Consider the following 13,326-nt stretch of genomic DNA (forward strand, 5'->3'; position numbering starts at 1 on the left):
TTGCATAGCCCTACGGTCCACGGGCCGTCATGCTCCGCGCTTCGATGGCCTTGACGGAGTTCTCAAACGCCCGTTCCAGGACGCGCCTGCCGATGCTCCCGAGCACGAATCCGAGCACCCGCCCCTTGAGGTTCTTGCCGTCACGTACGACGACCACGTCGATGCCGGTCGAGCCGTCGGGCTGGCGGGTGAAGGTGTACGTGTGCCCCGACGCCCCGCCCCACAGGTTGGAGTCGGTCGTCGTGAGGACGACGCGGCCGGGGTCGGACCAGTCGTAGTGCAGGCGTTCCCAGATGCCGCCCGAGCCTTCCGTGACGTCGGCGTGCCAGCGGCCCTGGTCGTGCACCTCGAGGTAGTCGTCGGCGCTGTTGCCGAAGAGCTTAGAGCGGCCTGGCCCGAAGTCGGTGAGCCCGGCGAGGTACTGCTCGGGCGTCGAGGTGGTTGTCTGGTGGAGATGGATCGTGGACATCCCTCGACGATAGGGGACGACCCGATGGCGTGAATGACGTACTCCCCTCGTTTCAGGACAAGGCCTGGATGCAGCGTTTCACTTCCGGCAACAGCCCGATCCACGAATCGGCCTTCCGCAATCGCTCTCCGACGCTCTACGGGTGCCACGCCGAGACAACCCTCGGCGTCTGAGGCGTCGTGCTTCCGGCCAGCGCATACGACAGCTGGTTCGCCGCCTTGATGATCGTCTTGGCGTGCCGTAGCAGCTTGTTCTTCGGCAGCCGTTCGGCAGGGCCCGAGATGCAGACGGAGCCCAGCAGGCGCCAGTTGAGGCCGAAGACCGGCGCAGACACCGTCGCCACCCCCTTCTCTCTTTCGCCGATGGAGAAGTGGTAGCCCCGCTTCCGGATCTCTTCGTACAAGGCGCCGGGCTCGCCCGAGAACGCGAGGATCACCCGTCCGGGCGAACCCTTGTCGAGCGGCAGGGCCGAGCCCATGCGTGCATGGTGGCGGATCGGCTGCGGCCCCTCGACCCGAACGATGCAGGTGCGGATGTTGCCTTCGCGCACGTAGAACGCAGCACTCTCGCCGGTCGTCTGCGTCAACTCGCGCAGCATCGGCTCGACCACGTTGTTGACGTCGAAGGCCGCCTGGTAGCGCGCGCCCAGCCAGCCGGCCGCCGGCCCGAGGCGCCACTCGCCGTCATCGCGCTGGACCACATAACCGCTATGGCCCAGCGTCCGCAGAAGGCGCAGCGCCGTCGTCTTGTGCATGCCGCTGCGGCGCGTCAGCTCCGCCAGCGACAGGCGCTGGTCCTGCATGCCGAATGCCTCGAGCAGTTGAAGGGCGCGCGTGACAGCGGTGACGCCGCCGGCGGGCTCGTCGCCTTCGGGCGATGCGCCTGCATCGCGTTGTTGCGGGGTCTCGCTGGCTTTGGTTCGCGGCATGGTTCGTGGTCCACCTGGTGCAACACCATTGTACGTATCGGAACGCAAATCTACAGTTCGTCCAAGCCTGAAGCAGGCAATGACCGTGGATCACCACCAATCGGAGACAAACCTTGACCATCACGAAACTCGACCTTTCCCGCCGCACCGCGGTGCTCGCCGTGTTGTCCTTTGCCTCCTGCGCCGCGCTGGCGCAGGCCTACCCCTCGCGGCCGATCAAGCTCATCGTGCCCTTCCCCGCCGGCGGCGGCACCGACCTCATCGCTCGCGAAGTGGGCAACAAGGTCGCGACGCAGCAGGGCTGGACCGTGGTGATCGACAACAAGCCCGGTTCGGGCGGCAACCTCGGCGTGGACGCCGCGGCCAAGGCGGCGCCGGACGGCTACACCATCGTGCTCGGGCAGACCAGCAATCTCGCCATCAATCCCACGCTGTATTCGAAGCTGCCCTACAACCCGCAAAAGGACCTGGCCCCCATCGGCCTGGTCGCCAGCTCGCCGCTCGTGCTCGTGGTTGCGGCCGACTCGCCCTACAAGACGCTGGCCGATGTCGTGGCAGCCGGCAAGGCGAAGCCCGAAGCCATCAACTACGCGAGCTCCGGCAGCGGCACGGTCGCCCACCTGGCCGCCGAACAGTTCCAGAAGATCGCCGGGGTCAAGTTCACGCACGTGCCGTACAAGGGCGCGGCGCAAGGCGCGACCGACCTCGTCGGCGGCCAGATCCAGATGTACATGTCGTCGATCCCCACCCTCATCGGACACATCCGCAACGGCAAGATGCGGGCCCTCGCGGTGACCTCGGACAAGCGCGTGAACGACCTTCCCAACGTGCCGACCATCGCCGAGTCCGGCTACAAGGGCTTCGAGGCGGTGACCTGGTTCGGCATTGCCGGCCCGGCGTCGATGCCGAAGGACGCGGTGGCGAAACTCAACGTTGCCTTCAACAAGGCGCTGCAGGACGCCGACGTGAAGAAGAAGCTCGAGGGCCAGGGCGCCGACGTGCTCGGCGGCACGCCCGAGCAGTTCGGCAAGCTGATTCAGGACGACATCGTGCGCTGGGGCAAGGTCGTCAAGGACTCCGGCGCCAAGGTCGACTGACGGCGCCTCCACCTCCCGATCACCGGCTTGCCGGAAACGCCCGTCGGCAGCGCATGCACGACTCGGCGAGGCGCAGCTGCGCCCGCCTTCCACCTCTCACACCCGAAAGACCCATCATGAGCAACCCATTGCCCGAGATCATTCGCGACTTCGAGCGCGTTCCTGCCGACATCGTTCAGCAGGCTTCCGAATTCCAGCCGGCCATTCTTGCCGACGTGGCAGGCCGCCGGGGCGCATTGCACGGCCGCATCCAGCCGCTGCGGCCGCGCATGAAGCTGGCCGGCCCCGCGCTGACCGTCGAGGTGCGGCCCGGGGACAACCTCATGATCCACGCTGCGATCGCGCTGGCCAAGCCCGGCGACGTGCTCGTGATCGACGGCAAGGCGGACCAGACCTCGGCGCTCATGGGCACCATCATGATGACCGCCTGCCGCCAGCGCGGCATCGCCGGCGTGGTGGTCGACGGCGCGGTGCGCGACAGCCTGGAGATCGACGAGATGGACTATCCGGTCTTCTCGGTCGGCACCAATCCCAACGGCCCGACGAAGAACATCGGCGGCCGCATCGGCCACCCGGTGACGGTGGGCGGCGTGACCGTGCGGGCCGGCGACTTCGTGATCGGCGACGGCGATGGCGTGATGGTCGTGGAGCGCGAGAAGATCGCGTCGCTGATCGGCGCCGCGCGCAAGAAGGTGCAGGACGAGACCAAGCGCATCGCTGCGATCAAGGACGGCAACACGGCCGCCTCCTGGCTCGACGGCGCGCTGCGCGCGGCGGGCGTGCTCAAGGAAGGCGAGACGCTGTGAGCGTGATCCTCGTCACCGGTGCGGATCTCGCCCCGCAGGCGCTCGAACTCCTGAAAGAGCACGAAGTGATCTTCGCCGGCAAGACGCCGACGGAGGACGACGTGGTGGCGCTGTGCGCCAAGCACAATCCGGTCGCGATCATCGTGCGCTACAGCAAGGTCGGTGCGGCGGCGATGGATGCGGCGCCTGCCTTGCGCGTGATCTCCAAGCACGGCAGCGGCACCGACACCATCGACAAGCCGGCGGCCAAGGCGCGCGGCATCGAGGTCGTCGCGGCAGCGGGTGCCAACGCCGCGGCCGTGGCCGAGCAGGCGCTGGCGCTGATGCTCGCCTGCGCCAAGTCCGTGGTCTCGCTCGATGCGCGCATGCACGGCGGCCACTGGGACAAGGCCACGCACAAGAGCCTGGAGCTGGGCGGCCGCACCGTCGGCCTGGTCGGGCTCGGCGCGATCGGCCTGCGCTTTGCGCGGATGGCCCATGCGCTGGACATGCGGGTGATCGGCTTCGACCCGTTCGCGAAGAACCTGCCCGACTACGTGCAGGCGGTCGACCTGGAAGCGATCTGGCGCGACGCCGACGTGATCTCGCTGCACTGCCCGTTGACCGAGGACAACCGCAAGCTGGTGAATGCGGACACCCTGGCGACGACCCGGCGCGGTGTGATCCTGGTCAACACGGCCCGCGGTGGCCTGATCGACGAGGACGCGCTTCTCGCCGCCGTGAAGTCCGGCCAGGTGCTGGCAGCGGGCCTGGACAGCTTCGCGGTCGAACCGATGGCTGCCGGGCACGCTTTCCAGGGCGAGAAGGGCTTCGTGCTGAGCCCGCACATCGGCGGCGTGACCAGCGATGCGTACGTGAACATGGGGGTCGCCGCTGCGAGCAACGCACTCGAAGTCCTGGCGAAGCAACGGGCGCCCGCCTGAACATCCCCCGATCGGAATCAGGAGACATTCAATGAGCATTTTTTCGCGCAAGACCATCCCGGCCGCCCTGGCCGCGGCGGCGATCCATGCAGCCGCAGGTGCGGCTTTCGCGCAGGGGGACTATCCCTCGAAGCCGGTGCGCATCGTCGTGCCCTATCCGCCCGGCGGCGCGGTGGACCAGGTGACGCGCCGCGTCGCCCAAAAGCTCACGGAGCAGACGGGCCAGAGCTTCTTCGTGGAGAACAAGGCGGGCGCGACCGGCACCATCGGCGCGCAGCAGGTCGCGAAGGCCACGCCCGACGGCTACACACTGATGGCCAACGACACGACCTACTCGATCCTGCCGCACGTCTTCAGCAAGCTGCCCTTCGATCATGAGCGGGACCTGATGCCGGTGGCTGCTTTCAACTTCGCACCGATGGCGCTCGTGGTGGGCTCGGAGTCGCGCTTCAAGGCGCTGTCGGACCTGGTGGGCTACGCGAAGGCGAACCCCGGCAAGCTCAACTACGGCACCGGTGGTGCAGGCACGACGCCGCACTTCTCCACCGAGGCCCTGGCCAGTGCGGCCAGGATCGACGTGACGCACGTCCCCTTCAAGGGTGCCGGCGAGGCCACGCTCGCCCTGCTCTCGGGGACCATCGACTTCCAGATCGCCTCCACGCCGGGGGTGATGGGGCAGGTCAAGGGCGGCAAGGTGCGGCTGCTGGGCATCAGCGGCGACAAGCGCCTGGCCGCGCTCCCGGAGGTCCCGACCTTCGCCGAGGCCGGCATCAAGGACTACAGCGTCATCAACTTCACCGGGCTCTGGGCGCCGAAGGGAACGCCGGCGCCCGTGATGCAGCGCCTGCAGAAAGAGATCGCGACCGCCATGGCGAGTGCCGACGTGCAGAAGTTCTCTGCCGACCTCGGTGCAGTGCCCTCGGTCGTGTCCGGCGATGCCTTCACGAAGATGCTGCGCGACAACACGCAGCTGTGGAGCAAGGTGGCCGCGGCCGCCAAGGTCGAGAAACAGTAGCCGGAGCCCGAACCATGCTGCTGCTCCAGCCCCCCGAAGTCCGCGATCTGGACGTCTTCACGCGCATGGCCGAGCGCTGGCGCCGAAAGGGCCGGCGCAGCGCATGGGCCGATGCGAACCGGGGCGGAGCGCCGGTCGACTCTTTCCTGGAGGGCCCCGTCTTCGATGCGGCCGGCAACCTCTACGTGACCGATATTCCGTGGGGACGCGTTTTCCGCATCGACCCCGCGGGCGAGTGGGACCTGGTCTCGGAATTCGACGGCGAGCCCAACGGCATGAAGTTCGCCGATGAGCGCACGCTCATCATCACGGACTACAAGAACGGCCTGATGGCGCTGGATGTCGTCAGCGGGGCGCTCAAGCCCTACCTCGAGCGCCGCAACAGCGAGCGCTTTCGCGGCGTGAACGATCTCGTGTTCGATTCCCGCGGCAACCTGTACTTCACCGACCAGGGCCAGAGCGGGATGCACGAGCCCGCGGGCCGGGTCTACCGGCTGACGCCGGAGGGGCGCCTCGATCTGCTGCTGAACAACGTCCCGAGCCCGAACGGCGTCGTGCTCTCGCCGGACGAGCGCGTGCTCTTCGTCGCGGCGACGCGCGGCAACTGCGTGTGGCGGGCGCCGCTGATGCCCGACGGCAGCGTGACGAAGGTCGGCCAGTTCTTCACGTCCTATGGTCCGAGCGGGCCCGACGGGCTTGCGATGGATGAAGCGGGCCGGCTGCTGGTCGCGAACCCGGGCCTGGGGTACGTGTGGGTGCTGAACCATCGCGCGGAGCCGGTGGTCGTGCTGCGCAGCACGGAAGGCATGTCGCTCACGAATCTGGCCTTCGGCGGGCCCTTGCGCACGGTGCTCTACTGCACGGAATCCACGACCGGCACGATTTTGCGCACAACGCTCGATGTGCCCGGCATGAAGGCTCATGCAGGCCGAGTTGCCCAAGCTCCCGGCGCTTGATCAGCGATTGAAGCCGCTACTCCGGCAAGGGGCTGGCAAGCCGCTTGTACTCGTTGCGCTTCATCGTCAGATAGTCCTCGCGCTCCACTTCATGCAGCTGCCGCGCATAGCGCTCCGTACTGTCGAACCAGGCCGCGAGGCGCTGCGGCAGCTGCTTGGGGGCGTCCATGTAGGCGTCGATGGCCAGGTAGTAGCGCATGGTGTTGCGCTCCACCACGCCGCGCACGCCGCCCACGTAGGTCGGCTCGCCCGCCGAGTCCTTGCCCGTCGCGGTGAATCCCACCTTGTCCGAGCCGATGGTCGAGAGATAGCCCTGCATCGCGATGCGCGCCGCCACCCCGTAAGCGTAGGCATAGCCGAGATGGATGAAGGTCTTGCCGTTGCCCAGCGGCGTCGCCTCGAGCTCGATGCGGTAGTCCCGGGTCGACAGCGGCCCCTTGTCGGCGCTTAGCCGCACGCTCAGGTAGTCGTCGCCGATGTTCGGCGGCTGCCAGACGAAGTCGACGCGCGTCGCCTCCGACAGCGGCTGGTCGAACTTGCGGCCGACCGAGACGGCGAGCGACCTGGCATTGCCTGACCCGCGCGGCACGCAATACTTGGTGTTGAGGTGCAGCATCAGCACGTCGCACCAGACGCCGGGCTGGCTCAGGGAAGCGCTCACCTGGTCGAAGGGGTGGCTCAGCACCGCGAAGATGTCGCCGCTCAACTGGCCGGAGGCTTCCGTCGATTCGAGGACGAGCGGCCGCCCGAAGATGTTCTTGCCGATCTGTGTTTGGACGGCGTCGTATTTGGCACGCAAGGCCGCGGCACTCCCGAGTTGTGTCTGCGCCTGGACGGCGACCGGCACGATCAGGAACAAGACCCACAGCGCCAGCCGGCGAAGTGTTGTCGCGGGTTTCATGATGTTGCGCATTGTCACGCTGGCCCGGGCGTCTGGCTAGTCCTTTAGTTGCAAGAGGTTGTTTGCCCCGGGCGCCCCCGGATCAGGTCGCCGGGTTGGTTGCCGCGAGCCGGTCTTCCAGGCGCTGCCGGTCGGCGATGAGCCGGCCGGCAACGAGGGTCACCACCTCGAATCCGAACGTGGGGTTCTGGTAGTAGAGCGTCTTGAAGGTCGACTCGTCCATCTGCAGCACGATGCAGTTCGTGGCACAGCGGGCGGTCAGGGTGCGCCGCTTGTCAGGCGCGAAGAATGCGATCTCGCCGAACAGCCGGCCGGCCTCCATGGTCTGCCCGATCTCGACGAACTCGATCTGCCCTTCGGCGAGGAAATACAGGCGCTTGGCCTCGTCACCCTTGCGGAACAGGATGGAGTCCTTCCTCAACCGCCGCCGGCGCATGTAAGGGCGCAGCCAGACGCCGGAGAAGTCGTTCGTCGCTGCCGCGACGCGCACGCGGCGCGTGAGGCGGACCATCTGGGCCGCCCGGAAGATGTTGATGGGCAGCAGCGCGCCGTGCAGCAGCACCAGGATCAGCGACGGATGCAGCGCGCCGTAGATCAGGAAGCCCAGGTTGCCGCCGATCGCGAGGCAGCGCAGGGGAATCATGGTCTTGACGAAGGAACTCACGATCACCAGCATGCCGGCGACACCGGCCGAGCAGAGCGCAACGATCCCCATCGGCGTGGCCAAGGCCGTGGTCAGGGCGGTCATCGCGGTGTCGAACAGTGCAAGCGTTGGCATCAGCGTTCCTCCAAAGGGGCCACCCATCTTGTCTCGCGTACGCGCCGGTTGTCGAGCGAGGCCGCGATTCGGGATTTCCCGGCCATCGGGGCCGGGCCTTACCCGGGCATTCCCGGGCGCCTCGTGCGCGCCGCGCCTCATTTGTTAAAGTTTGCGCCCGTTCGTCACGCCGTCCGTTCCGTGACAACGCGTTGTTGTTCAGTCCACCCGAAAGCCGCCATGACCGCCGCAAGCTCCCAAATCATCTACACCCTCACCGACGAGGCACCGCGCCTGGCCACGGCCTCGCTGCTGCCGATCATCCAGGCTTTCGCCGCGCCGGCGGGCATCGACGTCGCCACCAGCGACATCTCAGTGGCCGGCCGCATCCTGGGGCAGTTTCCCGAAGCGCTGACCGAAGCGCAGCGCATGCCGGACAACTTGGCCGAGCTGGGCAAGCTGACGCTGCGGGCCGAAGCCAACATCATCAAGCTGCCCAACATCAGCGCCTCGGTGGCCCAGCTGAAGTCCGCCATCAAGGAACTGCAGGACAAGGGCTACAAGATTCCCGACTACCCCGAGAGCACGAAGACGGACGAGGAGAAGGACATCCGCGCGCGCTACAACAAGTGCATCGGCAGCGCGGTGAATCCGGTGCTGCGGGAAGGCAACTCCGACCGCCGTGCGCCCAAGGCGGTGAAGGAATTCGCACGCAAGAACCCGCACAGCATGGCCGACTGGAGCCAGGCCTCGCGCTCGCACGTCTCGCACATGCACCACGGCGACTTCTACCACGGCGAGAAGTCGATGACGCTGAACAAGGCGCGCGACGTGAAGATGGAACTGATCACCAAGAGCGGCAAGGCCATCGTGCTCAAGCCGAAGGTGTCGCTGCTCGAGCGCGAGGTGATCGACTCCATGTTCATGAGCAAGAAGGAACTGCTCGAGTTCTACGAGCGGCAGATCCAGGACGCGCACAAGACGGGCGTGATGTTCTCGCTGCACGTCAAGGCCACCATGATGAAGGTGTCGCACCCCATCGTGTTCGGCCACTGCGTCAAGATCTTCTACCGCGAGGCCTTCGAGAAGCACGCCAAGCTGTTCGAAGAGCTGGGCGTGAACGTCAACAACGGCATGGTCGACCTGTACAACAAGATCGGCACGCTGCCCCAGAGCACGCAGGACGAGATCCGGCGCGACCTGCACGCCTGCCATGAGCATCGCCCCGAACTGGCGATGGTGGACTCGGCCAAGGGCATCACCAACTTCCATTCGCCCAACGACGTGATCGTCGATGCCTCGATGCCCGCGATGATCCGCAACGGCGGCAAGATGTACGGTGCCGACGGCCGGCTGAAGGACGTGAAGGCCGTGATGCCCGAAAGCACCTTTGCCCGCATCTACCAGGAGATCATCAACTTCTGCAAGTGGCACGGCGCCTTCGACCCCAAGACCATGGGCACCGTGCCCAACGTCGGCCTGATGGCGCAGCAGGCTGAGGAATACGGCTCGCACGACAAGACCTTCGAGATCCCCGAGGACGGCGTGGCCAACATCACCGATCTCGACACGGGCGAGGTGCTGCTCAGCCAGAACGTGGAAACGGGCGACATCTGGCGCATGTGCCAGGTCAAGGACGCCGCCATCCGCGACTGGGTCAAGCTCGCCGTCACGCGCGCGCGCAACTCGGGCATGCCGGTGGTGTTCTGGCTCGATGCCTACCGCCCGCACGAGGCCCAGCTCATCACCAAGGTCAGGATGTACCTGCACGAGCACGACACCACCGGGCTCGACATCCAGATCATGAGCCAGGTGCGCGCCATGCGCTACACGCTGGAGCGCGTGGTCCGCGGGCTGGACACCATCAGCGCCACCGGCAACATCCTGCGCGACTACCTCACGGACCTGTTCCCCATCATGGAGCTGGGCACCTCGGCCAAGATGCTCTCCATCGTTCCCCTGATGGCCGGCGGCGGCATGTACGAAACGGGCGCCGGCGGCTCGGCCCCCAAGCACGTGCAACAGCTGGTCGAGGAAAACCACCTGCGCTGGGATTCGCTGGGCGAGTTCCTCGCGCTGGCCGTGAGCCTGGAGGACCTGGGCATGAAGACCCACAACGCCAAGGCCAAGGTGCTCGCCAGAACGCTCGACGCCGCCACCGGCAAGCTGCTGGACAACAACAAGGGCCCCTCGCCCAAGACCGGCCAGCTCGACAACCGCGGCAGCCACTTCTACCTGGCACTCTACTGGGCCCAGGCCCTGGCCGAGCAGACCGAGGACAAGGAACTGGCCGCCCACTTCAAGCCGCTCGCCGAGGCCCTGGGCGCCAACGAGCAGAAGATCGTGGACGAGCTCGCCGCCGTGCAGGGCCAGCCGGCCGACATCGGCGGCTACTACCTGCCGGACGTGGGCAAGACCGAGGCGGTGATGCGGCCGAGCGCCACGTTCAACGCGGCGCTGGCCGCCGCGGCGGGCTGAGGGCCCGATAGCGCCCAGGCTGCCCGGCCTGGGCTTCAGGTCAACACCGCCAGCAGCCCCGCGACGCCGATCCCCACGGCCGCCAGTGCATCGCCGGCGATCAGGCCGCCGCCGAACAGCGAAGCGCTGCTCATGTCCTCCGGCACGTCGCGCCGTGCGGGCTCGCGGGCCGCCAGCAGGCTGCCCGCGACGCCGCCCGCGCCGAGCCACAGCGAGGTCGGCAGGCTGACGAAGCCGCCGAAAGACAGCGCATAGGGCGAAGGCAGCACGATGGCGTCGAGCACGAAGCTGCGTGGGCGCAGCCACTTGCGCAGCAGCTCGATCGCCAGGCCGGCCGCGATGCCCACGCCGATGGCGGTGCGCTGGAAGGGCTGGTCCTCGGTCAGGCTGCGCAGCACGCCCACGAACTTGTAGGTCATGGCCGAGCTCCAGCCGGCCGGCTGCTGATCCGCCTTCAGCACGGTCTGGTCCTGCAGCAGCACCGGGTAGGCCGCCATGAACAGCCGCGCGAACACCACCGCCAGCATGGCGCCCATGGCGATGCCCAGCACCTGGTAGCGGAACTGCAGCACGCGCGGCGTGCCGAGCCGCCAGCCGGTGGAGCGGTCCTGCTGCATGTCGCAGGCCACGCTGGTCGCCACCAGCAGCACCGCGCCGGCCATCAGGCCCACGCCCGGGTCGCGCAGGCCGAGTGCGGCGAGGATGACGATCGTCACGACGAAGGCGGAGGAGATCGGGTTGGAGTCGCTGATGCCCACGGAGATGCCGTTGACCAGCGCAAAGAGAAAGACCAGCGCCACCGCCACCACCAGGAAGAAGACCGGCTGCCCCAGCAGCCAGTGGCCGCAGGCCACCGTGGCGGCCGCCCAGACGATCACCCACAGCACGAGGCGCGTGCTGTTGACGCGCCGCCAGTCGCCGGCCTCAGGCGGCGGCGCATCGCGCGCCGCCTGCTGCCGCGCACTCGGCAGGGCGTGCGCGAAGATCAGTGCCAGGTCCACCAGGGCGGCGCCCATGATCGTTCCCAGCGCGATGAGGAACATGATCTTGCGCGGCGGGTCGCCGGCCTGCAGCCAGCCGATCGAGACGAAGTACGGCTGCAGCGCGACGCCGATCAGCCCGCCCACCACCGCCGGGATGCCGATGCGCGCGCCGATCACGAGCCCCGCGCCGAAGGTGGAAGCCGACAGCTCGATGACGCCCAGCAGCGGCAGGCGGGCCGAGGCCAGCCCCGCGATCAACCCGGCGGCAACGCCGCTGCCCAGCTGCCGCACCGAGCGCCGCAGCAGCCGGGAGTCGGTCAGCGCCCGCAGGATGTTGGCGACCGCCAGCCCCGAAGGAAAGACCAGGCGCATGCGGTCCACCACCACCGGCGTGTAGAGCATGCCCACACCCACGCCGAACATGCCCACGCAGGTGAGGTACAGCACCATCTGCCAGGCCGGGGGCTGCGGCAGCCCCATCCATGCCATGGCCTGCAGCAGCACGCCCAGGCCGCTCATGCTGGCGACCGAGGCAGCCGCCGTCTGGATGTAGTTGGCGCCGTGCCGCCCGGCCGCGCCATAGCCCGCGGTGACCGCGGAGCCGAGCAGCCCTGCCAGCACCTGCCCGCCGACGAAGAAGCCCAGCGAGAAGTTCATGTAGGCCGCCGTCACGCCGGCCAGCGGGCCCAGCACGAGCATGCCCGTGAGCGCCAGCAGCAGGTGGTATTTCCAGCTGCCCTCGGTGGGCAGCCAAGGCCAGCGGGCGCCTGGGGGTGGATCCATGGATCTGCCTGCGCCGGCGCGATGTCACTTGCTCTTCGACTGCCGGGCGCTCAGGCGGTCGTAGCCGCTCAACTCCAGGAAGCCCTGCCCCTCCTGGCTGCCGCTCACCTTGACGGGCCCTTCCCAATAGACGTTGCCGGTGGTCCAGCCCGAGTCGAATTCGCTGTCGGGCACGAAGGGCTTGACGTTCAGCACGCCCGACGGAAGCTTGATGCGCCACTCGACGACGTAGGGGATGTTCGTCTTCGGGCTCGTCCATGTGGTGCCGGGCAGCAGCGCGACTTCGCCCGGCTGGAGCGGCCTGGACCCCTTGGCGTCCGACAGCGTGCCCGCGGTCATGATCTTGCGGCCGTCCACGTCGAAGAGCTCATAGAGCATCAGGTCGGATCCATCCGCCAGGTGCAGGGCGAACCAGTTCCAGCCCAGCGTCAGGACATCGAACTCGCCCCACTGGTGATCGAACCAGAGCTCGCCGCTCACCGGGAGCGACTTCCCCGCGATGGCGATGCTGCCGCGCGCGGGAAGCCGGGGGCGCGAGTAGTAGTAGCTGATTCCGCTCTTGCCGAAATCGAGCAGGCCCGGCGTCTCCGAGCCCGGCGCGCGGTGGGCGACGGCCGGGCCCGAGACGCCCAGGTCGAAGGCGATGGAGGCGCCGTCGAAGCCGGCCCGCAGTACGTGGGAGGAAGGCGATGCGGCCAGCTGCCAGCCCTGCTCCTTGAAGTCGAAGCCGTTGGGGACGTTCGTCGCCGGCGTGCCGCCGGTCCGGGTCTGGCTGGCGTAGCGCTTGCCGGTCTGAAGGTCGGTCAGCGCCGCGTGCATGACGGTGTGCTTGACCAGCCCGTTGGCCACGAATACGACCATGTGGAAGGCATAGCGCTGGCCCGCCTCCGCGTTGAGGATGCCGCTGTAGTACCACCATTCCATCGCGGAGCCATGGGGCGCATCGTCCGCCGGCAGGTTGAGCGGCGGGAGCGCGGCGGTTCGCTCGACCGGCTTGCGGCTGGCGTCGGGCCGTGATTCGGCCGCCGCGACGGCGGCCGGCTCACGCTCGGTGGTCCAGAGGTAGTCCAGGCCCGCGACGATGACCGCCGTGACGCCCACCAGCGCGGCGAAGAACACCATCCATCCCCTTCTTCTCGCCCGTGCCCGCGCCCGGGAGGAACGGGAGCGTCCGGAGCCGGAACGCCTGTGGCGCTTTGGAAGGGGGTCGTCGGCATTCATGTTCAGGGC

12 protein-coding genes are annotated in these 13,326 nt (G+C 67.8%); 6 read left to right on the forward strand and 6 right to left on the reverse strand.

The window, feature by feature from the left end:
• Positions 1 to 10 precede the first annotated feature (10 nt).
• Entirely contained in the window at positions 11 to 469 is a 459-nt protein-coding gene (locus tag GXN78_RS24980; protein WP_106557265.1) for a hypothetical protein, read from the reverse strand.
• 136 nt (positions 470 to 605) lie between these two features.
• Complete coding sequence (locus GXN78_RS24985) at positions 606 to 1,397, reverse strand: IclR family transcriptional regulator (protein ID WP_106557264.1); 792 nt, start codon at positions 1,395 to 1,397, stop codon at positions 606 to 608.
• A gap of 152 nt (positions 1,398 to 1,549) precedes the next feature.
• On the opposite strand from GXN78_RS24985, the gene GXN78_RS24990 reads away from it, so the two are divergent.
• The 5 genes from GXN78_RS24990 to GXN78_RS25010 all read left to right on the forward strand — a co-directional run bounded on the left by GXN78_RS24990 (position 1,550) and on the right by GXN78_RS25010 (position 6,194).
• On the forward strand, positions 1,550 to 2,494 hold the full coding sequence (locus GXN78_RS24990; protein ID WP_239142928.1) for a tripartite tricarboxylate transporter substrate binding protein: 945 nt from the start codon (positions 1,550 to 1,552) through the stop codon (positions 2,492 to 2,494).
• Positions 2,495 to 2,610: 116 nt separating this feature from the next.
• The gene (locus GXN78_RS24995; protein WP_181360555.1) at positions 2,611 to 3,300 is read left to right on the forward strand and encodes an RraA family protein; all 690 of its coding nucleotides are present in this window, start codon (positions 2,611 to 2,613) and stop codon (positions 3,298 to 3,300) included.
• The gene (locus GXN78_RS25000) at positions 3,297 to 4,223 is read left to right on the forward strand and encodes an NAD(P)-dependent oxidoreductase (RefSeq protein ID WP_106557262.1); all 927 of its coding nucleotides are present in this window, start codon (positions 3,297 to 3,299) and stop codon (positions 4,221 to 4,223) included. Before GXN78_RS24995 ends, GXN78_RS25000 begins: the two co-directional genes overlap by 4 nt.
• A gap of 31 nt (positions 4,224 to 4,254) precedes the next feature.
• Positions 4,255 to 5,238: a tripartite tricarboxylate transporter substrate binding protein gene (locus tag GXN78_RS25005; RefSeq protein WP_106557261.1), complete on the forward strand. Its 984-nt coding sequence runs from the start codon at positions 4,255 to 4,257 to the stop codon at positions 5,236 to 5,238.
• Between the two features lie 14 nt (positions 5,239 to 5,252).
• The gene (locus GXN78_RS25010) at positions 5,253 to 6,194 is read left to right on the forward strand and encodes an SMP-30/gluconolactonase/LRE family protein (protein ID WP_106557260.1); all 942 of its coding nucleotides are present in this window, start codon (positions 5,253 to 5,255) and stop codon (positions 6,192 to 6,194) included.
• 16 nt (positions 6,195 to 6,210) lie between these two features.
• On the opposite strand, the gene GXN78_RS25015 is transcribed toward GXN78_RS25010, so the two are convergent.
• Together GXN78_RS25015 and GXN78_RS25020 are read right to left on the reverse strand one after the other, a co-directional pair.
• The gene (locus GXN78_RS25015) at positions 6,211 to 7,095 is read right to left on the reverse strand and encodes a hypothetical protein (protein ID WP_239142898.1); all 885 of its coding nucleotides are present in this window, start codon (positions 7,093 to 7,095) and stop codon (positions 6,211 to 6,213) included.
• Positions 7,096 to 7,177: 82 nt separating this feature from the next.
• Entirely contained in the window at positions 7,178 to 7,873 is a 696-nt protein-coding gene (locus GXN78_RS25020; RefSeq protein WP_164255736.1) for a cyclic nucleotide-binding domain-containing protein, read from the reverse strand.
• A 219-nt stretch (positions 7,874 to 8,092) separates the two neighbouring features.
• Between GXN78_RS25020 and GXN78_RS25025 the strand changes: the two genes are divergently transcribed.
• Positions 8,093 to 10,330 (forward strand): NADP-dependent isocitrate dehydrogenase, encoded by a 2,238-nt coding sequence (locus GXN78_RS25025; protein WP_106557257.1) that lies wholly within the window; start codon positions 8,093 to 8,095, stop codon positions 10,328 to 10,330.
• Positions 10,331 to 10,365: 35 nt separating this feature from the next.
• Here GXN78_RS25025 and GXN78_RS25030 read toward each other — a convergent pair whose 3' ends face one another.
• Both GXN78_RS25030 and GXN78_RS25035 read right to left on the reverse strand, forming a co-directional pair.
• Entirely contained in the window at positions 10,366 to 12,096 is a 1,731-nt protein-coding gene (locus GXN78_RS25030; RefSeq protein WP_239142899.1) for an OPT/YSL family transporter, read from the reverse strand.
• Positions 12,097 to 12,120: 24 nt separating this feature from the next.
• On the reverse strand, positions 12,121 to 13,218 hold the full coding sequence (locus GXN78_RS25035; protein WP_164255738.1) for a lipocalin family protein: 1,098 nt from the start codon (positions 13,216 to 13,218) through the stop codon (positions 12,121 to 12,123).
• Between the last annotated feature and the right edge of the window lie 108 nt (positions 13,219 to 13,326).

Origin of the sequence: Variovorax sp. WS11 (assembly GCF_010499245.1) — a bacterium.
Classification (GTDB): domain Bacteria; phylum Pseudomonadota; class Gammaproteobacteria; order Burkholderiales; family Burkholderiaceae_C; genus Variovorax.